We start from the raw sequence: 20,950 nt of genomic DNA on the forward strand, positions 1-20,950 counted from the left end.
GTTTGCCCACTTTGTTGCTGTTGGAGAATGGCCACGATTTGCGCTTCGCTGAATCGACTCTTTTTCATAAGGGTGAATTGAAGGTGAGAAAATTACGCCTTTCTCTACTTTCAATTGGCCTACTTTCAGGGGAAGCTTACACCGCGAACCTCTGCTCGGCATTATGAGCTGATAGTTAATCAACGAATGCAAGGCGTAGTGCCGGAAAATGGCAAGGTCGCTTTTAGCAGTCAGAAAAAACTGCTCTCAGGTGATTATTACACACTGCTAATAGACAATGGCCAACGCGTCGAAACCATTGGGCTTCATGAGCAGGCAAACCTGAATAGTGGTTCATTCGAATACGAGAAAAAATTGCGTCAGGAGGTGGAATCTGCCGGAGGCATAAACATGCTTACTTCCTAACAGAAAGAATTTTTCTTGGGCATGTCAGGATGCCCTTGATATCGCAAGGACACTTAAAAAAGCCGCCCACTTCCCAACCGAAATCGGGCGGCCACTTTTCCATTCCTCCCGAAACTTACGCGACGGCCGGTTTCTCCTTGCCGCCCCCGCCGCCGGAGTTGATGATTTTGCGAGCCTGCGTGAGCCGTCTTAAAGCAGGCGGTTGAGCACAGTAGCTTTTTGTCGCGTCTCAAGAAATTAAAAGATACTTATTGTCTGTCAAATCCTTCCAAATTTGTACCTTTGAGCTATGGACTTGTTTGAGGAAATGCAGGGCGCAAAGCCATTCTTGAAGTGGGCAGGGGGGAAGCGGCAACTAATTCCCGTCATTCAAGCCGCGTTGCCGGACAACCTACGCCATGCGCGTGAGCTGACCTACGTGGAGCCCTTCATTGGTGGTGGTGCGGTGTTATTCTGGATGCTTCAAGCTTACCCGAATATTAAGCAGGCCTTCATCAACGACATCAACCCTGACCTGGCAACCGCCTATCAGGTCGTTCAGCAGCGCCCGCAGGAATTAATCAAAGCCCTAACGGCTATCCAAGAGTCTTACTACCGCCTGTCTTCCGAAATAGTCCGCCGCACCTACTTCGAGGAACTACGCGCTGAGTTCAACACGCGGCCACTGGAGGCAGTGCGCAACACCGCCGTGCTCATGTTCCTCAACCGGACCTGTTTCAATGGCCTCTACCGCGTCAATAGAAAAGGCGGGTTCAACGTGCCGTTTGGGCGCTACGACCAGCCAGCTATTTGCCACCCGCAAACCATTCTGGCCGATAGCCAACTGCTGGCCCGCGTCACCATCCTGCAAGGCGATTTTGCGCAGGTCCTGGACCACGCGCCCGCCAACAGCTTCTTCTATCTCGACCCGCCTTACAAGCCACTGAGCAAGACTGCCGCTTTCAACGCCTATGCTACCGAAACCTTCGATGCCTCCTCGCAGGAGCGGTTGGCCGCCTTCTGCCACGAGCTAAATGCACGAGGAAGCCAGTGGCTCTTGAGTAACTCGGACCCTCAAAACACCGATGCCGCCGATTCTTATTTCGATGATTTGTATGCCGGTTTCACCATCCGACGAATTCAGGCTAAGCGGCACATCAATTCCAAAGCAGAAGGCCGAGGCAAAATCAGCGAATTATTAATTAGCAACTATGCGCCAGCGCTGGAAGCGCAATTGGCCTAATACTGCTGGCTCGCAGCCACTCATAACCCTAGTTCTTCCAGCGGAATTTCCTTGAAAAAATAACGGCAGCCTACTTCCTCAATGTATTCCAGCACATCCCGGTAGGAAGGGTCCCGAAACCAGTCGTTCAGCAGGTAATAGAATTCCACGCGCAGGCCCAGCGGTGCCACCAGTTTCTCGTATTGCCGCTTCTTGAAATGGCAGGTCTACAGCTTTTCATCCACGGAGCCCGAACCGGCCTGAAATTTCTTCTCGATGATATACAGCGTGCCGCCCACCAAAACCGCTCCATCGGGCAACAGGCGTTTGCTCACCAGTTGCGTGTAATCGATGCCCCGAGCCGCCAGCAGGTTCTTATACAGCTTGTTCTTTTCAAACAACACGCCCACTGGTAACGTGGTCGCGCGGTCTACCACAGTATCGCCGTGTAGCGCATAGCGTGGATGTTCCAGGAAAGCGTCACGCAACTCCGTACTGCGTTCAAATTCCAATCCGTTGCGATTGGTATTGGCGCCGCCGCCAGAAGTATTAAAGGGACGTATCAACAGTTGACTCGTAGCGGGTGAAAAATTCCGGCAACGAAACCCCCAACGTTCGGCACAAAACCAGAATATTGAGCAGCGATGGATTCCGCTCACCGCGTTCTATCTGGCCAATGTACGTTCGGTGAAAGCCACACCGGCTAGCAAGTTCTTCCTGCGAAAGATGCTGCTCGGTGCGCCAGTAACGCACCTCTTGCCCGAATGCTTTTAGTGTTTGTTTCCGCACACTCAAAACACGCTACTTATTGTCGGCACAACAACCGACAATAAGTAGCATTCCAAAGACCCTATCCAATAAAAAGCCGCCCGCTCCCCCACCGAAAGCGGGCGGCTTGATTTCCAAAGCTACCGAAACTTACGCTGCGGTCGGTTTCTCCTGGCCGTCCCTGCCGCCGGAGTTAATGAACTTGCGGGCCTGCGGGCAGCCGTCGTAGCGCAGACGAGCGAGCAGCTTGAAGGCATTCACGTCCTCGTCGAAGGTGCGCATCTCGTCCATCAGGTCGGCGAGCAAGCCGTCCGAAACCGTGCCCGAGCGGATGCGCTGATGGTTTTGCGTACGGCCGGCTGGGCGGTGCGGAAAGTAGCTAGGGCCTCGGTCAGCGGCTTTCGGGCCTGGGGGTGAAGTCGGTTTGGGGTGCTGTTGGCGAGAAGGAGGCCAGCCAATACAGCAGAGCTTGGTGGGTTATTACAAGGTGCTGTCAGCACACGACTTCCTATTTTATCCTTTGGCACTATGATAACCCAAGTTTGAACTATATTTGAAAGATTTAGAATATAGTGATTTCTTGGATTGAAATCATTATAGTATTAAGTCAACTCACCGGGCACTTTCTGTGGCAGAAGAACCTGCCCAATTCTCTGCTGGTGCGCTTCCGGGAGTGGCGGTAGGCTGCTGCCGAAACAGCGAAATATCCTTGCCCTACCCACGCCGGGGCGCGTTAGCAACTGGAGGACGATGTATGAAAATAAACCACTACCCACTCCTTGCGCTGCTCCTCGTGTTGCTCCTAGGTGCGGCCCCGCGCGCCGCGGCCCAATCCACGCAAATCCGGGGCTTTGTTGATGTCCTTTCCTACTACCAGAACGGCCGGGTAAACTTTGGCCTGGGCGAGCAGGACTTGTTCATCACGTCCGTGATAAACGAGCGCCTGTCCTTTCTGGGGGAAACCGTTTTCAAGTTCTCGCTGGAGTCGCCCACCGATTTCGACATCAGCGTCGAGCGCATCATCCTGAAATACAACTACGCCGGCAACCACAGCGTGCTGCTGGGCAAGCACCACACGCCCGTCAACTACTGGAACGACACCTACCACCACGGCCGGGTGTTCTTCCCCACCATCGACCGGCCCTTGCTCTTCGGCCTCGGCATCATTCCGCTCCACACCACGGGCGTGAGCCTGCAGGGCCAAAACCTGGGCGCCCTCCGCTTCGGCTACGACGCCATGGTGGGCAACGGCATCGGCTCGGGCGACGTGGTGGACAACAACCCCTTCAAGTCCGTGACGCTGGCCATGCACGTCAAGCCCACCGACGGGCTGCGGCTCGGCGTGTCGCTCTACCACGACAACCTGTCGAAAGGCAGCAACGCGCACAGCCACGGGGGCGGCGCGGTGCCGGTGGCCCACGCCCGGCTGAGCCAGGACATTGTGACGGCTTCCCTGTTCTGCACCGATTCGGTTTTCTCAAAGAAGGTTGAACTGCTAGTCGAAAGCAGCATGGTCAACAGCAACTCCGACAGCCTCGGGGTGCAGCGCGCCGTGGCCACGTACGCCTACGCCGGCCTGCGCCTCACCGACAAGCTCGTCCCCTACGTCCGGGTCGACGACGTGCGGTTCACCAACAAGGAGGTGTATTTCATGCCCAACAACACCCAGTCCTTCGTTGGCGGGGTGCGCTACGAACTCAATTACCTGGCCGTCCTCAAGCTCGAATACCAACGCGCCAAAAGCCACCTGCAGCGGGCCGCTACCGACCGGGTGACTTTCCAGATTGCCGTGGGCTTTTAAATCGATATGAGAATGAGTTTGATGTATCGATTTGCATTCGGCGGGCTCCTCCTGCTGGCGTGTGGCCACGCGCCGGCGCACGCCCAGGCCCAAGCCCAAGACCTGAACCTCGTGGTCATCGGCAACGGCAAAGGCGTGCCCCCCGCCATGCCCCTGGCGCAGCTGCGGTCTACCCTGAAAGGGGAAAAGCTGCGCTGGCCCGACGGCAGCAAAGTGGTAATCGCCCTGCTGAAAACCACCACGCCCATTGGCCAAAACACCAGCAAAAAAATTTACAACATGAGCGCCAACGAGCTGAATAAATACTGGCTGGCGCTCGTGTTTCAGGGCAAAGCCGACGCGCCCAACTTTTTCAATTCCGAAGCCGAGCTGGCCGACTTTGTGGCCCAAACCACCGGCGCCATCGGCGTGGTCAACCAACCCGCGCCGAGCAGCAAAACCATCACCATCGACGGGAAGAAATTTTTATAAGAACCGCCCCTTTTCTCCCTGCTCCTGCGGGGCCCGCCTAGTATGGTAAACCGCTTACGCCATTCGTCCATCTTGCGCATCATCAGCCAGTTGCGCCTCACGGTCAAAACCAAAATCTGGTTGGCGGTGACGAGCATCGTGCTGTTGTTTTCCTTTTTCGTCCTCTTCTACCTGCCCGTCATTCAGGAGCGCAGCTTGCTAAACAACTTCAACAAAGACGTGCAAAACCACGCCAACACGGTGGCGCTGGGGGTGCAAATTGCCATGACCGAACAAAATTTCCAGGGGGTGCAAACCGCCATGGACTTTGTGAAGAAAGACCCGCTCCTGCAATTCGTGAGCTTGCTCCAGACCGACACCGCCTGGAACGCCGACCGCACCCGCTACCGCATCACCCGCATGGTGTTCAAGACCTACCCCGAACGTAAAAAGATAAACGTCGACGCCGCTTCCAACGACTCCACGGTGGTCAAACGGACCGGTTTTAGCACGCCCACGATGACCGGCGAAATCATGCTGGCGTTTTCCACCCGGGAAATCGTGCAAAGCAAACGGCAGATTCGCATCACCTCGCTGTTTTTCAGCTTCCTGGTGTTCAGCATCGGGATTGGGATTGGTTTTGGTCTGGCCAAAAGCATCTCCGTGCCGGTGCTGAAGCTGCGGGATGCCGCCACCAAAGTGGGCCGGGGCGACCTCACCCAACGCGTTCAGAGCAATTCGCGGGACGAGATTGGGGAGCTGGGCGCGGCGTTCAACAAAATGGTGACCGACCTGTCGACGACGCGCCAGGCGCTCGACGCCCGAACCAGCGAGCTCGTGGCCGAGCAGTTGAAGTCGGACGACTTGTTGGCAGGCCTCAAACGCACGCTGGCCGACCTGCGCGACACCCAGGAGCAGCTCATCCGGCAGGAGAAGCTGGCCTCCATTGGCCAGCTCACCAAAGGGCTGGTCGACCGGCTGGTTAACCCCTTGAGCTACGTCAACAATTTTGCCGATGTATCGACCGAACTCTTGGCCGAATGCAAGGAGCTGCTGGCCTCGGATGCCTACGCCGCCGACGAGCACATGCAAACGGAGCTGGTGCCGCTGCTCGCCATGATAGCGGCCAATACCGGCAAAGTCAAAGAGCACGGCGCCAGCCTCGCTCGGGTGGTCCGCAGCATGGACAAACTGCTACAAGTCAAATCCAACCAGTTCGTCGAAGTCGACCTCAACGCGTTTGTTGACGAGCAGTTGGCAGCCTATCGAAACGAGCTTGACGACGCCTATCGAAACGTGCCGCTGGAGCTGGTTAAAGGGAGCAACCCGGACAACATCGCCGTCCGAATCGTGCCCACGGAAATGAGCACCGTCCTGTTGAGTCTGCTCAACAACGCGATGTACGCGGTTCATGAAAAATCCTTACGCGACCCCGATTTTCACCCCCGGCTCACCGTCGCCACGGTTTTTCAGAAGGCCGGCGTAGAAATCCACGTTCGTGATAACGGCGCGGGCATCTCGGCCGTTGAAAAGGAGCAGCTGTTTTCTCCCTTTTTCACCACCAAGCCCACTTCCAAAGGCACCGGGCTGGGCCTGTTCATCAGCCAGGACATTGTCCGGACCCACAGAGGCCACATCACCGTGGAAACTTGTCCGGACGTGAGCACCACGTTTACCATCAACTTGCCCGCCGCCGTGTCCATGAGTTGATTCCTCAAGCTTTGCCAAAGTGGCAATCCGGCAGCACTTCCCCGGGCGCAGGTCCGAAACGAGCCCCCGACCCAAACGCTCCGGAGGCCGTCGGCCAGGTGCCGCAGGCCTGGCCTTGGGAGCACCGCCTTGGCCTGAGCTGCCCTGCTTCCGCACCTGCACCGGCCGTCCCGGCCTACCTTCGGCGGCCATTTCCACCTCTCTGCCGCACTCACCATTATGGGAAAAAGCCGTCTTTTACCTCTGCTGCCCTTTCTGATTTTTTCGCGCGCCTTCGCGCAGCAGCCGGCGCAGAAGGTCTTCTTTTCCGACATCGACAACTTTTGGGTGGCCTATGACAGCATCCGCACCACCCCGGACAGCCTCCGGCAGCTCCAGTACCTCCAGCGGCTGTACATCGCCAAGGGCACGCCGGGCCTGAAGAGCATGATGGAAGTCCGCCGCTACACCGCCGCAGAATACGTGAGCGCCATCCGGCGTTACCCCAAGTTCTGGAACTCCCTCCGGCCCTTCTCGCGGCGCGCCCCAGCCGCGGCAGCCGGCATCGAGCCCTACCTGAAGAAGCTAAAGCAGCAGTACCCGGCCCTGCGCCCGGCCAGCATCTACTTCACCATGGGGCTGTTTCGCGCCGGCGGCACCATCAAGGACGGGGCCGTGCTCATCGGCACCGAGATGGCACTGGGCGGAGTGGGAGTGGATGTGTCCGAACTTCCCGCCCGCCTCAAAGCCCTCCTGACGCGCAGCTATCAGGGCGACGCCGCCAAAAAACTGGAACTAACCGTTGTGCACGAATACGTGCACACCCAGCAAAAGCTCCCCGGCGACCCGCTCCTGAGCCTGGCCCTGTACGAAGGCACCTGCGACATGGTAGCCGAGGTGATAACTGGTCGGGTCCCGGCCCTGCCCTACATGACGTCCGGCCCCGCGCTCGAGCCCGGGTTGAGAGAAAAATTTAAGGCCGAAATGTTTTCCCCGGCCTTCCAGAACTGGTTCTACAACCAAAAAGCCGACGACCCCAAGCACGTCTCCGACCTGGGCTATTACATGGGCTACGCCATCTGCAAAGCTTACTACCAGCAAGCCCAAAACAAGCAAGCCGCCATCAAGCGCCTCATCGAACTCGACTACGGCAACGATGCCGCCGTGGAAGCCTTCCTGCGCGAAACCCGCTACTACCCCGAGCCCCTCGACAAAGCCCAGCTGCTGCGCGCCTACGCCGCCCACAACCCCGTGGTGGTCAGCATGACGCCCGCCCCCTTGCCCGGCGGCCTGCTCGATGCCTCCGTGAAGGAGCTGCGCTTCACCTTTTCCGCCGCCATGGGCCCGTACACGGGCACCGGCTACGGCCCCGGCGGCAAAGAGCAGTTTCCCGTCACGGGCCGCGTCGGCTTTTCGGCCGACCGCAAATCGTATACCTACCAAGTCGACCTCAAGCCCGGCCGCACGTACGGCCTCACCCTCGAAAGCGGGTTCAAGTCCCTCGACGGACACCCCTTGGTGCCTTACGAAGTAACCTTTCGCACCAAGGAGTAGCGGGCCACAATTGCAGCCGTTTCTTCAGCAGCACGCGGAAAGGATTCTTAGTTTTCAGCCACCTCATCATCGTCCTTGGAGGTAATTTGAGGCCTTCAAATAGTATTCCGCCTCACGCCCGCCATGCTAGTAGCCGCCCTCAAAACCCTTTTCGACCGCGACCTGCATAAGTTGAAACTCGAAATTGAGTCTTACCGAAGCGAAGAAGCTATTTGGAGAGTTGATAAAGGCGTCGCCAACTCGGCTGGCAACCTCTGCCTGCACCTCATTGGTAACCTAAACACCTACATCGGAGCCGAATTGGGGAACAGCGGCTACGTCCGACACCGGGAGCTGGAATTCTCACAGAAAGACGTTCCTCGCGCTGAATTAGTGGAAAGCGTCGAAGCAACGCGCGTAGTTGTTGCCGCTGCGCTCGCCCAGCTGCATGATGAGCAGTTGAATCAGGAATACCCCGTATTGGTATTTGAAAGCAAAACTTCAACTGCTCACTTCCTGCTGCACCTAACCACCCACCTGGCTTACCATCTGGGACAAATCAATTACCACCGCAGGCTACTGGACGTGTAATGCGAGGCCTATTTGCTGGTAGTGGTAGCGCCTCCTCAGTTCGATTGCGAAATGCAGTCGGTGCGCCACCTCACGCATCGCCTGCGCGGCCATATTTCCACTGGAATTTCGTGGCCGGGCCACTGAGCATGGCTCCTTTTCAAGCATCCGAAGATTTCGCTGCCCTCGCTTCGGGACCACCTGTTCCGGCAGGCGTTGCAGGGCTGCGTCCCATGGCTCCCCACAAACCGGCGCGGGTTTCTGCGAAGCCCTAACTCGTGGCCAACCCTGTCGTGGAGGCTGAGCCTCCATTGCCGCGCAGCAGCAAAGCGCCGAACCGCACAGCAAAGAAGCAAGTGGTTTCAAGGCCAGCAACTGACTCGCCTGATTGAAAGAGCACCGGTTACGGCTTCGTCAAAGCCAATGCTTGTTGCTTCCATCCAATGCGTCGGCGTCGCAACACCTTTTTTTTCAAAAAACGCATTTTATCAGCGTTGGCCTTGCGCCAAACGGCCGCCCGTCGGACGAAACCCCATCGCAACGTTCGGCCCCCTTGAATAAGTACCCCTCAGCCAAAATTTATTTTACTCTGCTTCTTGGCAAAGTTAAATTAAGGCACAAGTGGATACTGTACGCTAGCGCAGGTTGGCCCCAAATCTGCTTAAGTACAGCAACGGTCTTCGACCCTGCAATCTATATCGATTAAATTGAATCAAGGCCTATTAGCGAAGAAAAACCTACGTATTTATTCTGAAAATTTTCATCGGCTGCAACTAATCGTTCACCGATTCATTTAAGAGGTTCACCAAAAAAAATTACAGTTTTGCTCCACTAGTTGGTTTAAACTCCTACCTTTCTAACATGGAAAGCCAGTTGCCTCTCGGCCAGCTTTCTTTTCTATCCTCCTTGCACCTTTCCACCGTGTCCATCGACCTAGAAATGGCGGCGCCTCTGGCCCCCATCGCCCCCAGCCTTTCACCCGAGATTGCCTCTACCCGCACCACCTACGACCACGTGGTGCTGCCCGGCGACTTCCCCGACCCCACCATCACCAAAATCGGCGACACCTATTGGGCCAGCGCTACCTCGGCCGAGTGGGGCGCCATTTTCCCCATTTTCTCGTCGAAGAACCTCCTCGATTGGGAATTGGTGGGCCACGTGTTCCCCGACAAGCAGCCCGACTGGGCCAGCTCCAACTTCTGGGCGCCCGAGTTCCATTACGAAAACGGCCGCACGTATATGTACTACACCGCCCGCAGCAAAAAGGGCGGCATGCTGTGCGTGGCCGTGGCCAGCGCCGACCACCCGGCCGGCCCCTACCGCGACCACGGCCCGCTGGTGGGCCAAGAAGCCGGCTCCATCGACGGCTTTGCCATGCCCGACGAGAACGGCGACCTCTACCTCATCTGGAAAGAGGACGGCAACTCCTGCCACCAGGACACCCCCATTTGGGCCCAGCGCCTCAACGACGACCGCACCGCCCTCGTGGGCGAAGCCACCGAACTCTTCGCCAACGACGCGAAGTGGGAAGGTCCCCTCGTGGAAGGCTCGGCCCTGGTGCGCCACAACGGCTGGTTCTATCACTTCTTTGCCGGCAACAGCTGCTGCGGCAAAAGCTGCAACTACGCCACCGGCGTGGCCCGCTCGCGCAGCCTGCTCGGCCCGTGGGAGAAGCACGAACAAAACCCCATCCTCGACCGCAACGACGTGTGGAAGTGCCCCGGCCACGGCACCGTGACCGAAATGGACGGCCGCTGGTTCCTGCTGCACCACGCCTATTTGGCCAGCAGCCACGAGTTTGTGGGCCGCCAGGGCCTGCTCAGCGAGTTCACGTGGAACGAGCAGGACTGGCCCGAGTTTGTGAACCGCAGCCCCCAGGCCGCCCCGCTCACCGACATCGCCCGCCTCAACGTGGCCGAAGAGTTCGAGGGAGAAAAGCTCGGCCTGGAATGGCAGTGGCCCATCACGGCGCCCAAGCCCAAGACCGCCGTGCGTGACGGCCAGCTGCACTTGCAGGCCTGCTCTTCGCGCCTCGGCAACCTGGTGGCTCGCCGCACCCACGTGGCCACGTACAAAGCCGCCACCACCCTCGACTTCGCCAACCTGCCCGTCGACACCTTCGCCGGCCTGGCCGCCGTGGGCGACCCCTACAACGCCCTCGCCCTGATGGCCGGCAACGGCCAGGTGCAAATCTGGCACGTGAAGAGTGGCAAGCAGCAGTGCCTCGCCCAAGTTTTCATCGAGCCCTGCGACAACCTCACCCTGCGCCTTGAAGTGTGGGGCGGCCAGCGCTACCGCTTCGCTTACAGCACCGACGGCGCCACCTGGCAGCCTCTCCCCACCGAAGGCTTCACCCTCAACGGCACCTACCTCCCACCTTGGGACCGGGGCGTGCGCGTGGCCCTGGTCGCGCAAGGCGCCGAAAGCAATACCGCCACGTTCAACAACCTCATCATCCGCAACCAGCGGTAGTCAGTAGTCAGATACCAAAAAGCCAGGCCGCTTATTGAGGGGCCTGGCTTTTTGGTGGGCCGCTACGACGGTGTAGAGACGCAATAGTTGGAGTCTCGGCATCTGCGCCGTTTGGGTACGTTCGCGTGTTACCCTTGCTCTTTTCGGAGTTGTACTCCGAAAGCCACCTGCTGCGGGCTTGCAGCCCCAACATCAGCGCAGCACCGTCTGCTGATTGGGAATATAACTCCACAGCAGGCCAGCTTTCGGAGTACAACTCCGAAACAGCAGCCGGGAGCAGCCGGGCGCTTGTTGTAAGTCCAGCCCCAAAGAGACACAAAGACTTACGTCTTTGCACTAAGTTGAGCCACCAACTAAGCCAAAAAACAACGCCCGACACTGGAGTGCCGGGCGTTGCATGACTTCTAATTTGGTCAACCGCTGCCTTAACGGCGGCGCTTGCTTTTGCTCTTAGACTTCGATTTCGAAGGAGTGCTTTTCTTGGTTGACTTGTGCGCTTTGGCGGAGCTGCTTTTTTTCGAGCTGCTTTTCTTGGCAGTGCTCTTCTTGCTGCTGCTGTGTTTGGAGCTTTTGGCTTTGCTGCTCTTGCCCTTGCTGGCGCTCTTGCTTTTACTGGACTTGGAATGAGCGGCCGACTTGCTCTTGGATTTCGACTTGCTCGATTTGCTTTTGCTGCTGTGGCTACCCGACTTGTGCGACTTTGATTTGCTGCTGCGCGAGGAGTGACGGGTCGCGGCGCGGCGGGCTTCGGCCCGGGCCTCGGCGCGGGCTTCTTCGCGGCGGGAGGCGGCCCGGCGGGCAGCCAGGGCGGCGGTGTTGCGGGCTTCGTAGCTGCGGGTGGTGTGGGCCGGAGCGGCGGCTTCTTCGGCTTCGGCGTAGTGGGCGGTTACGTCCGATTCGGGGGCGGCGGTGGCCTCGTCGGCGGTGGCTTTGGGAGCTTCAACCGCGATTTTTTTGCGACGTACCGGCATCAAAAAATCCCGCTCGGCACGCTCGCGCAAACTCAGGTTTTCCTCGCCCGGAAGCTTCGTAACGGGTACTGATTTTTCGTTTTGGGCTTGGGCGCCGCTCCATGTGAGCAGCAGCAAAAGGAGAACAAAGAGATGCTTCATAAACGAATAAGATAAAATCGACAGAAGACAAAGCTAAAGCCCACCATGGATAAATGCAAGGCAAAAGGGGTTTTAAACGCTGAGAAGGGCCTTTAGGCGGTTGAAGGGCCTATTTCGCCCCTCCACCGCCCTGCGCGGCCACCCGCAGGCGCAAGCCCGCCGAGTGCGCCCCAAACTCAGGCGCGTACAGGCATTGCACTTGGCTGAGCCCCCCAGAAAAGTCGCCGGCCTGCGCCGCCCGCAGCCGGTATTCGAACACGTGCGTGCCGCGCGGCACGGCACTCAAAAAGAAGTTCGTGGCGGCGTCGCGCGGCGACTCATAATAGCCCAACCCATTCTGGTAGCGGTAGCCGCTGGTCTGGGCGATGGGTTCTAGGCCGGCGGCTCGCTGGTCCTTCAGGTGCACGTATTCGAGCACGCGGTCGGTGCGCAGCACGAGGCGCACCACCAGGGCGTCGCCCACCCGCAGCGGCGTGGCGGCGGTCAGCTTTCCCAGCACTGGGCCGCCGGCCGTGCGGGTCTCGCGGTAGAGCTGGCGCTCCAGGCTGAGCGGCGTGGCGGCAGGCGTCACCTTGTCGTAGTCTTCGAAGTACTGCCAGTAGAGGGCGCCCCACGCTACGCCCGCGTCGGGCTTGGTGAGGGTGACTTTGCCTTGAGCTGGCTGCACCTCAGCGGCGGGCCAGCTGGTTTTGAAGTAGCCCGTGCCGGCCTGTGTGGCGGCGGGCTTCACCGCCTGCCCGCCCACTGTGATTTGCAGGGGTTGCGTCGGGGCCAGCCAGTCGGAGCCGCGGAGGAGCAAGGCGTAGCAGGCATCGGCGGTGGCGCGGGTGCTTTCCCAGTGCTGGGTCTGCTTTTGCTTGAGCAGCCAGAGCTTCATCTCGTCCACGGACTTCTGGTCGGCCTTGATTTCATCGAACGCTTCGATGAGCGTGGCCTGGGTTTCAGTGGGGGCTTCGCGCCAGTAGTAGCCGCCGCGCACCTCCTTCCAATACATGCCCAGCTCGGGCGAGTGCAGGGCGTTTTCGGAGAGGCCGCGCATGATGTTCTGAACGGCAGACGCCGTCTTGCTTTCGCGGAAAAGCGCCAGCGCCAGCTGGGCTTGCAGGTAGCGCGTCTGGCTGGGCCAGAACTTGGCGGCCTGCTGGCGGTAATAAGTGGCGGCGGGCTTGGCGTCGGTGGCCAGGGCTTGCTGCGGCCAGAAGCTGCGCGCGTACAGGGCTTGAATCTGCGTGTCGTCGAGGTGGTCGTCGGTCAGCTTCACGTTTTTTTGGCGGCGCAGTTCGGCGTAGTCGCGGGCCAGGCGCGCATCGAGGTAGCGCACGGCGTCGGTCAGGAGTTGGCGGGCCACGGGGTCGGTACTGGCGTCGAAGGCGCCCAGCTTCTTCAACCTGCCAAAGCCGGCCACGATGAGCTGGGTGATGTAGCGGTCCTCGGGCATTTGCTCGAACCAGGGGAAGGCGCCGCTAGCCAGCTGCATTTTCTGGAGCTTGAGCAGGGCGCGGTTGGTTTCGTCGCGCAGACGCACTTCGTCAAACAGCTCCGTGAGACGGGCCAGGCGCTCCGTTTCGCCCTGGGCGTCGCGCACCCAGGGCGTTTCCTGGAGTAGCAGGTTTTTCAGCTCCTGGTTTTGCGCCAGTTTGCTAGCCAGCGCGTCTTTCTGCGCCGCGGTGCCGCTTTGGGCCTGGCGCGTCCACTCGGCCAGCACGGTTTTGAAGCGCGGGTTGGCTTTGAGAATCTGGGCCGCCAGCAGGTTAGCGTACAAGCGGCTGAACACCTGCTCCGAGCACTCGTAGGGGTACTCCATGAGGTATGGCAGGCTCTGCACGGCGTACCACGCCGGGTTGGCCGTCATTTCCAGCGTCAGCGAGTAGTTGCGGCGCGTGGGGCTGCTGGTGCTCGTGAGTTTGGTCAGCTCGAAGGTGCGGGTGCCGGCCCCGGCCAACGGCAGCGGCAGGCTCTCGGTGATGAGCAGGCGGTTGGGCAGCACGGGCAGGGTGTTTTCCTCGCCGTCGGAGAAGGTACTGGCAGCCGAAATCGAGGGTCGGACCCTCGATTTCGAGCCACCGAGGCCCGATTTCGCCCCTTCGACCTCCGAAATCGACCCATTTTGGCTTGAAATCGAGCCATCGAGGGCCGAAATCGAGGGTCTGACCCCCGATTTCGAGTCAAAATGGGTTGCTTTCGACCCATCGACCCGCGACTTGGAGCCTCGACGGCTCGATTTCAAGCCTTTTTGGCCCGATTCGGGGGGGCTCCCCGCCTGCGCCACCACGCGGTAGGTCACAGCGGCAGGCGCGAAGTCGGCCGGCAAGCTAATTTCCCAACCCAGCGCCGCGCTCTGGTGCGCGGCGGCCGACACGGCTTGCTGGGCCGAGCCCTTTACCAGCTGGCTGGTGAGGTCCTGGCCGGTGGCGGCGTCGAGCAGGAACAGCTGGGCCGTGCCGGTGGTGGCCGCATCGGTCAGGTTCGAGACTTTGGCGGTGAAGGTGAACGCGTCGCCCTGCCGGAAGAAGCGCGGCGCGTTGGGCGAAATCTGAATTTCTTTTTGCGTGACGAGTTGCCGGGCCAGCTGGCCGGTGCGCAAGTCCTTGTCGTGGGCCAGGGCCAGCAGCTGCCAGCGCGTCACGGCTTCGGGCATCTGAAATTCCAGCACGATGTCGCCGTTTTTGTCGGTGTGCAGGGCCGGCTGCCAGAAGGCCGTTTCCCGGAAATCGGAGCGGGTGGGCACGGTGGAGAGGTCGGGAGCGACGGATTTGGCTTGTTCACCAACAGCAGTATCAGCCTGTTCTTTTTCAGCGTACCCAGCAGCTTTCTCTTCGTCAGATAGAACCATTCTAGCCGCCGAAGACATGGGTGCAGGCGCTGCGACTCTCATTTCGGCCAGCTCTTGGGGACCTACGTGTTTGTAGCTGGCTGCTGCACTATGCCCTATGCGTGCCGGCCTTCTGCGCCCCGTGATAATAGCCCAATCATTTAGCTCAGGATAGAAAGAAGTCCAGCTAGCGTCATTCGACCAGACGCTAATATTGACTATTGCCTGCGAAAGCTCATTGCTGGTGCTTGTACCAAACCGCCCCTGCCACCCGAACCGCGCCGGATAATACCCCGAGCCCAGTTCCAGCCCCATGAAGCTGTGCGGGCGGAAAATATCCAGGCTCTGGTCGTAGAGAGTGGCCAGTAGCTCGGCGTCGGCGGCTTTGCCATTGGCCTGGCGGATGGTGACGCGCCAGGTTTCGCGCTGGCCGGGCTGGAGCTTGTCGCGGAAGGTGGCAATGGAGAGCTGAAGCGGCTGCGGCGGCTCGGTTACCTGCACGGTGGCGTCGTGGCGGTAGAGGCGGTTGTCGCGCACCTGCGTGGTGTGGATGTGAAGCGGGCCTGTGGCGGTGGCTGGGTCGTACCCGGCAGGGCCGCTTTCGAGGCTGAGGCGGCGCTGCTCGTTGGCCTTCAGCGTCAGCCACTCCGAGCGCAGCAGCTTGCCTTCGCGCTCCACCTCCAGTAGGATGCGGGCGCCGGCTTCGCTGCTGCCCAGCAAGAGGCTTGCGGGTTGGCCAGGGGCCACGGTGTCGGCCAGCGCCACAAACCAGTCGGGCGTGGCGAAGGGCACGGTGGCCGCCTGCGAGTCGTAGAGCGTGAAGTCGAGCCGCGCGGTGTCGGTTTCGGGCGCGAGGGCTTCGAGGCAGTAGCGGCCGGTGGGCAGGGCGGCCAGGGCGGCTTGCAGGTCGAGCACGGCGCTGGCTTTGGTGTCGAAGGCCAGCGTGCGCACCAACTCCGGCCGGGCTTCGTTTTCTTCCGTTTCGGGGGCCGGGCCGGGCACGCCGCGCGGGTTGGGGCGGAAGCGGCGGGCCAGCAGGCGCAGGGTGCCGGCGGCGGGCAGCGGCTCGCCGGTGGCGTTGCTGCTGAGCAGCGAGTAGGTGGGCAGCTTGGCTTTGTCGGCCGCATCGGGCCCGGCGAGGCGCAGGCTGAGCGGGTTGCGACCGATGGGAAAGCTGCGCGTGCCGGTGCGGGTTTCGCCGGCCGCGTCGGTTACGTCGGCGGTTATCTCAAACAAGTAGCCCGGCTCCCAGCCCTTGCGCCCACCCAGCGCCTTGGGCACCAGCGGCGGTGTGAAGGTGAGGCTGAACCGGCCCTCGGCGTCGGTGGTGGTGGTGCCGTGAGCAATTTCCTGGGTGCCCTGGTCGCCGCCGGGCGGGTAGATGCCGCGCCCGCCGTAGCCGAACAGCGGCCACAGCGCCCGCCGCGTCACGCGGTAGCGCACGGTGGCGCCGTCGGTGGCCTGCCCGGCGTAGGCGCGGGCGCGGCCATTGATGGTGAGCGGCTGGCCCAGCTGCGGCCGGCCGGGCACCGAGTCGATGCTGACGAGGAAGGTGGGCCGCTTGTAGTCCTCAATGGCGAAGGTCAACACATCGTTGTCCGTCCGTAACTGAAACGAACCGTTGAGTAAACCCGTGGGCAAAATGCACGAGCCGTTAAAAGAACCAAACTCAGAAGTGGTAAACTCGAAGGTCTTGACTTCTTCGCCATTGTAATCGTTAAGAATTCTGACGCTGATTGACTGCCCGGAAAGCAAACGTGAGCTTTTATCAGAAATTTCCGTCAAGATTCCTTTGAAATACAGCGTTTGCCCTGGCCGGTAAATGGCCCGGTCAGTGAAAAGGAATGTACGACGCGTGGGCGGAGCCACACGGTGCCGCATAGGGGCAAGATAGGGATTGGAAATGCTTACCCAGAGCGTGTCTTTCCCCTGCACCAATTGCGCCCCTTCCAATATTTCTCTATTAGAGGTCGGCGGTCCTGCTTCCGGTGGTAAGTCCAGTTTGCCTTCTGGGTTCGAAACCAGTGCAACGCCTGAACGATATTCTGTACTAGATTCTGTACTAGTCTTTTTACTCACATACCGGCTATACCAGCCCTGCGCTTTCACTCCGGTCATGGGCTGGCCACTCTTTCTATGAAGCACCAGAAGGTTAGTTATGGCATTATCCGGATTTTTACGCCAGCTAGCGCTCAACTCACTGGCTCCCAGAAAGCCGTAGCTCGTCGCCACGCCCGGCCGCTGCTCCGTGGGTTTCGTAGCCTGATTGCTGACGATGACCAGGTAGTACCCGACGGGCAGTGCCGTGCCCGCGACGGCGAATTTTTGCTGCTTGTAATCCTGCGGGTGCGCGGGCACCGGCACCGCCCAGGTAGCGGCCGGCTTGGCTCGCAAGGCGCGGGCGTAGCGCTGGGCCACGGTGCGGTTTTTCTCGTCGTACTCGCCCGACTTTTCCCACTCTTTCAGTGAAATGCGGTAGGCCCAGGCGTGTAGCTCGGTCACGTTGCGCGCCGTCACGTCCAGGCGCCAGGGCTGCTTTGGCAGCACGATGTCGGCGGAGGTAAACGCCACTTCAGCCTGCTCGATTTCCTCACGCAGCTGTCGGGCCCGCGCCGCGCCGCGCGACTTTGGAAAGCGGGCTTCGGCTTCCCGGGCCAGGCGAACGGCGGCCACGGCGTCGGTTTCGCGCTTGGCTTCGGCCCGCCGGACCAGAAACTCGGTGCTGATGGGCAGCGCCTTATATGTCTCGGCCAAGCGCACCAAGGCGGGCTCGTACTCGGCGGCAAGGTCGGTGTTTTGGGTGAGGCTGCGCAGGTAGTCGAGGCGCGTGAGGTCCACGTCGGCCAGCGCGGCCAGGTTGGCCGGTGCCAATTGCTGGCGTGAGGCCGTAAGTCGCTGCAAGACGCGCAAGGCATGCAGCTGGCCGTTCAGCGAGTCGCCGTCCGGGGCTTGCAGACGCAGGGCCGCAAACTCTGCGGCGGTGCCGAACAGCTTGGGGTCGGTGAGCTGAAACTGCTGCTCGGGCCGGGTCACGTACAGCTCCTGGTTTTTAAGGCCGTCGATGGCGCGCTGGGCCAGCAGGTCGTAGAGCGTGGGGCGCAGGGCGCGGCCTTCGGCGTCTCCGCCCACGGCCAGGTCGCCCAGGTCGGCTAACGTAGTTTTTAGTTGCCGCTGCGGCTCGTCTTCCACCGACTGGTGGTAGTGCCGCACGATGGCGGCGCCCAGCCGGGCCAGGTCCCAGGTGGCGAGGCCGGTGCCGCCGTCGGCGGCGGGCTGGTCGTCGGCCGTGCGCTGGTAAAGCCGGTAGCGGTTGTCATCCAAGTAATTGACGTACAGCTCGGCCAGCAACGAGTGCAGGATGGGCCGGGCCGGGAAAGTGGCTGTTTTCAGCTCCGCTTCCAGCAGGGCGATGGATTTTTCGGTTTCGTCCTCTTCCTTGGCTTGCAGCAGGCGAATTTTGTAGAGCAGGGCCCGCACGTAGGCGGGCGTGTTCTGGGCCTTGCGGGCCTGCTGGTAGATGGCTTCTACCAGCGGCGTGGCCGTGGCGGTCTGGTTTTTATTTAGCAGGGCGTCAATCTTTTTCCACTGGGCCGCATACGGGTTGGGCGGCACGGGGGCGGCGCTGTCGGAGCCAAAAGCCATGGTTAGGAGTAGAAGTGCAAACAGGAACAAGCGCATGGGCAGGAGTTGGGGCGGGGGTTACGGCCTTAAAGATGCCCGTTCAGCTTTTATTGCATACCGGCGCTCAATTCTCTTTGGCTTTTGTTTGAGAATTTAGGCAGGCAGAGCAAAGGCGCATACTTGCGCCTCCTCGTGCAACGGTTTCGTGCGGACAAGCAGAGGCCAATGTGCGGCTCTATACCGCGGCACCCTGCTGCACTGATTTTCTAGACGACTTCAACCAAAAAGGCTGCCCCAACGCATCGGGACAGCCTTTTTGGTTGAAGTAGTTTCTTATACGGTGCAAAGCTCCGCCTATGCCGCTGACGCATTGGCGCTGACGCCGTTGCCCACCAGCACGGCCTCGGCCTGGGCGATGTGCCGCTGAATGTGCACCACCAGAAATTCGAGCTGGTCGGTGAGGCGCAGCAGCAGCAGCGGGAACACGGCGTTGGGGATGCGAATGGCGTTGGCGTTCACCTGCCGGGCCAGCAGCACCAGGCGCAGCAGCTCGTCGAGCTGGCGGCTAAATACCTCCGTGACCGTGCGGGGCAAGCGGGTGCCGGTGGGCGCGTAGCGCTGCGGCGTGGTGTAGGTTTTCACTCTGGCCGGGGTGCGCATGGCCTCGATGAGGCGGCGGCCAATGTAGCCGTGCTTGGCCGTGGAAGCGGGCTTGGAGCCGCGGGCCTGCGCCTTGGCAATGCGGGCCGCGATGCTGGGCAAGTAGTAGCCGCCCACGATGTTGAGGTGCTCCAGGCACTGCCCGGCGCTCCAGCGGCTGGGGCTGGGCCGACGGTTCAGCTCCTCGGCGCTCAGGGGCCGGAAACGCTGTTGAGCCTGCACCCGCAGCACCAGCAGGTCGTTGGTCAATTGGTCGAAAAAATCGGTGGTGGCGCGAACGTCAGCGGGCATGGGCGCGGGGGCTATAAGCCGTAAACATACAATTTAGCAACTGATTCCGAATGGCTAATTGCTTCAGCGCGGGTGGCAAACCTCGTCAATTGGTCCGGGTTCGGTATCTTGGCTGCATGCTTAAACACGTATTTTGGTATTGTGGTGCACTCCTGGTCTTGTTGATTGCGCTGGTGCGCGACGCGTGCGCCCAGGCCGTGCCCAACCCTGGCGAGCGGGTGGAAACTCTGGTGACTTTCGGCGCGCAGTCGGACAAACAATGGGGCGACGACGACTTCAGCCAGACGTTCTTCTTCCTCATTCCCGAGAAGCAGCGCGACCCGGTGTACATCCGGGTGTGGGACCCGGGCTGCAGTGGCAAAAACGACGACCTGAAAGGCCCCGCCAACACCGCCACCTCGTTTAGCCTATTCGGCGGCCCGGGCACTTTCAGCGGCCCACAGGCCCGCGACCCGCGCCCCACCAACCCCACCCCCACCGGCCGCCTGCTCAAGAGCCAGACCTTCGGCGCCGAGCCGCAGTACGACGGCAAGTGGTACGTATTTGGGCCCCTCAACCCGCTGGAGGGCGAGGCCGTGGACGAGTTCAAAGGCCGCGTGTTCAAGATGGTGGCGCGCGGGCTGAGCGGCAACGATGGCAACCTCTACCGCTACTTCTTCAGCACCAGCCCCACCGCCAACGTGGCCGTGGAAGGCGGCAACGCCTTCACCTACGAGTACTGCTTTCGGGTGCCGGCCACGGCCAGCAAAACCACGGTGCACCTCTACCCCTTCGTGAACGACAAAGTGGTGAGCATCAAGCAAAGCAATTACGACGTCGACAACGCGGCCACCCTGCAGGTGTTCAGCGTGGCCAAAAACGGCCACCCCGGCACCGTGAGCGGCGACGGCGAGTGGACCAGCAGCGTGCTGCCCATTGCCGCCAAGGAGCATGGCCTCAGCCTGGATTTCCGCCTGACGTCGACCAAGCCCGCCCCCAATGACCTGGTGTTTTACGTGACCGACCAGTACGACACGGCCCTGCCCTTCTTCGCCATTCCGCTGGGCGGCCCGCCGCGCTACCAGTACGACATTGACGTGAAGGTGCACCGCTAGCGCGTGCAGACGTGGCCATATAAACGGCGCGTTTACCCGTCATGCAGAGCGCAGCGAAGCATCTCGCGTGTGGTAGTAAACCAATCGTCGAAAAGGATTACTGGTGGCACGCAAGATGCTTCGCTGCGCGCTGCATGACCGTTTCTTTAAACTGATTATTTGGCACTTTCTCCTGGTCTTTCTTATTTGAGGCAGTAAATTCGCGGTATGCAAATCCGCTTGTTTTCTCCCTCATTTCCCTGGTGCCTCGTTGCGCTGCTGAGCGTTGCGCTGTTGCCAGCCGCCACCCAAGCCCAGACCACCAACTCGGGCACCGATAAATTCGCCCAGCTCGAAACCCTGCTGCCCACGCCCAACTCCTACCGCACAGCCAGCGGCGCGCCGGGCAAAGACTACTGGCAGCAGCGGGCCGACTACGACATCGCCGTCACGTTGGACGACGCCAAGCAGGCCATCACGGGCCGCGAGACC

The 20,950-nt window shown here is 60.5% G+C and carries 17 protein-coding genes; 10 read left to right on the forward strand and 7 right to left on the reverse strand.

The window, feature by feature from the left end:
• Positions 1-114 precede the first annotated feature (114 nt).
• The gene (locus VF629_RS22185; protein ID WP_331060695.1) at positions 115-405 is read left to right on the forward strand and encodes a hypothetical protein; all 291 of its coding nucleotides are present in this window, start codon (positions 115-117) and stop codon (positions 403-405) included.
• Positions 406-712: 307 nt separating this feature from the next.
• A complete protein-coding gene (locus VF629_RS22190) occupies positions 713-1,627 on the forward strand; it encodes a DNA adenine methylase (protein WP_331060711.1) in 915 nt (304 codons plus the stop codon).
• Positions 1,628-1,647: 20 nt separating this feature from the next.
• On the opposite strand, the gene VF629_RS22195 is transcribed toward VF629_RS22190, so the two are convergent.
• The 4 genes from VF629_RS22195 to VF629_RS22210 form a co-directional block, all read right to left on the reverse strand.
• Complete coding sequence (locus VF629_RS22195; RefSeq protein WP_331060696.1) at positions 1,648-1,776, reverse strand: hypothetical protein; 129 nt, start codon at positions 1,774-1,776, stop codon at positions 1,648-1,650.
• Positions 1,777-1,833: 57 nt separating this feature from the next.
• A complete protein-coding gene (locus tag VF629_RS22200) occupies positions 1,834-2,172 on the reverse strand; it encodes a hypothetical protein (protein ID WP_331060697.1) in 339 nt (112 codons plus the stop codon).
• Positions 2,156-2,395 (reverse strand): helix-turn-helix transcriptional regulator, encoded by a 240-nt coding sequence (locus VF629_RS22205; protein ID WP_331060698.1) that lies wholly within the window; start codon positions 2,393-2,395, stop codon positions 2,156-2,158. The genes VF629_RS22200 and VF629_RS22205 overlap by 17 nt, the downstream gene beginning before the upstream one ends.
• Positions 2,396-2,524: 129 nt before the next feature.
• Entirely contained in the window at positions 2,525-2,680 is a 156-nt protein-coding gene (locus VF629_RS22210) for a hypothetical protein (RefSeq protein ID WP_331060699.1), read from the reverse strand.
• Positions 2,681-3,167: 487 nt separating this feature from the next.
• On the opposite strand from VF629_RS22210, the gene VF629_RS22215 reads away from it, so the two are divergent.
• The 6 genes from VF629_RS22215 to VF629_RS22240 all read left to right on the forward strand — a co-directional run bounded on the left by VF629_RS22215 (position 3,168) and on the right by VF629_RS22240 (position 10,889).
• A complete protein-coding gene (locus tag VF629_RS22215; RefSeq protein WP_331060700.1) occupies positions 3,168-4,175 on the forward strand; it encodes a hypothetical protein in 1,008 nt (335 codons plus the stop codon).
• Positions 4,176-4,196: 21 nt separating this feature from the next.
• The gene (locus tag VF629_RS22220; protein WP_331060701.1) at positions 4,197-4,646 is read left to right on the forward strand and encodes a hypothetical protein; all 450 of its coding nucleotides are present in this window, start codon (positions 4,197-4,199) and stop codon (positions 4,644-4,646) included.
• A gap of 42 nt (positions 4,647-4,688) precedes the next feature.
• Complete coding sequence (locus VF629_RS22225; RefSeq protein ID WP_331060702.1) at positions 4,689-6,335, forward strand: sensor histidine kinase; 1,647 nt, start codon at positions 4,689-4,691, stop codon at positions 6,333-6,335.
• Between the two features lie 219 nt (positions 6,336-6,554).
• Positions 6,555-7,868 carry an Ig-like domain-containing protein gene (locus VF629_RS22230; RefSeq protein ID WP_331060703.1) on the forward strand — a complete coding sequence of 438 codons (1,314 nt, stop codon included), beginning with the start codon at positions 6,555-6,557 and terminating at the stop codon, positions 7,866-7,868.
• A 123-nt stretch (positions 7,869-7,991) separates the two neighbouring features.
• Positions 7,992-8,438 carry a DinB family protein gene (locus VF629_RS22235; protein WP_331060704.1) on the forward strand — a complete coding sequence of 149 codons (447 nt, stop codon included), beginning with the start codon at positions 7,992-7,994 and terminating at the stop codon, positions 8,436-8,438.
• An 885-nt stretch (positions 8,439-9,323) separates the two neighbouring features.
• Positions 9,324-10,889 carry a family 43 glycosylhydrolase gene (locus tag VF629_RS22240; protein ID WP_331060705.1) on the forward strand — a complete coding sequence of 522 codons (1,566 nt, stop codon included), beginning with the start codon at positions 9,324-9,326 and terminating at the stop codon, positions 10,887-10,889.
• Positions 10,890-11,314: 425 nt separating this feature from the next.
• Here the strand turns inward: VF629_RS22240 and VF629_RS22245 are convergent, their stop codons facing one another.
• From VF629_RS22245 to VF629_RS22255, 3 genes are all read right to left on the reverse strand, one after another.
• Complete coding sequence (locus tag VF629_RS22245; RefSeq protein ID WP_331060706.1) at positions 11,315-11,977, reverse strand: hypothetical protein; 663 nt, start codon at positions 11,975-11,977, stop codon at positions 11,315-11,317.
• A gap of 133 nt (positions 11,978-12,110) precedes the next feature.
• Entirely contained in the window at positions 12,111-18,455 is a 6,345-nt protein-coding gene (locus VF629_RS22250; RefSeq protein ID WP_331060707.1) for an alpha-2-macroglobulin family protein, read from the reverse strand.
• Between the two features lie 333 nt (positions 18,456-18,788).
• Complete coding sequence (locus tag VF629_RS22255) at positions 18,789-19,385, reverse strand: DinB family protein (protein WP_331060708.1); 597 nt, start codon at positions 19,383-19,385, stop codon at positions 18,789-18,791.
• A gap of 116 nt (positions 19,386-19,501) precedes the next feature.
• Between VF629_RS22255 and VF629_RS22260 the strand changes: the two genes are divergently transcribed.
• A complete protein-coding gene (locus VF629_RS22260; RefSeq protein ID WP_331060709.1) occupies positions 19,502-20,479 on the forward strand; it encodes a hypothetical protein in 978 nt (325 codons plus the stop codon).
• A gap of 207 nt (positions 20,480-20,686) precedes the next feature.
• Positions 20,687-20,950, forward strand: a 264-nt coding sequence (locus tag VF629_RS22265; RefSeq protein ID WP_331060710.1) for a hypothetical protein, incomplete at its 3' end; no start/stop codon positions are given.

This window comes from Hymenobacter sp., assembly GCF_036388155.1.
GTDB lineage: Bacteria > Bacteroidota > Bacteroidia > Cytophagales > Hymenobacteraceae > Hymenobacter.

What these genes read in the sequence shown, in the direction of transcription:
- VF629_RS22255 (WP_331060708.1), bottom strand. Translation starts at nt 19,385, where the DNA reads ATGCCCGCTGACGTTCGCGCCACCACCGATTTTTTCGACCAATTGACC.
- VF629_RS22190 (WP_331060711.1), top strand. Translation starts at nt 713, where the DNA reads ATGCAGGGCGCAAAGCCATTCTTGAAGTGGGCAGGGGGGAAGCGGCAA.
- VF629_RS22225 (WP_331060702.1), top strand. Translation starts at nt 4,689, where the DNA reads ATGGTAAACCGCTTACGCCATTCGTCCATCTTGCGCATCATCAGCCAG.
- VF629_RS22235 (WP_331060704.1), top strand. Translation starts at nt 7,992, where the DNA reads ATGCTAGTAGCCGCCCTCAAAACCCTTTTCGACCGCGACCTGCATAAG.
- VF629_RS22250 (WP_331060707.1), bottom strand. Translation starts at nt 18,455, where the DNA reads ATGGCTTTTGGCTCCGACAGCGCCGCCCCCGTGCCGCCCAACCCGTAT.
- VF629_RS22220 (WP_331060701.1), top strand. Translation starts at nt 4,197, where the DNA reads ATGTATCGATTTGCATTCGGCGGGCTCCTCCTGCTGGCGTGTGGCCAC.
- VF629_RS22230 (WP_331060703.1), top strand. Translation starts at nt 6,555, where the DNA reads ATGGGAAAAAGCCGTCTTTTACCTCTGCTGCCCTTTCTGATTTTTTCG.
- VF629_RS22260 (WP_331060709.1), top strand. Translation starts at nt 19,502, where the DNA reads ATGCTTAAACACGTATTTTGGTATTGTGGTGCACTCCTGGTCTTGTTG.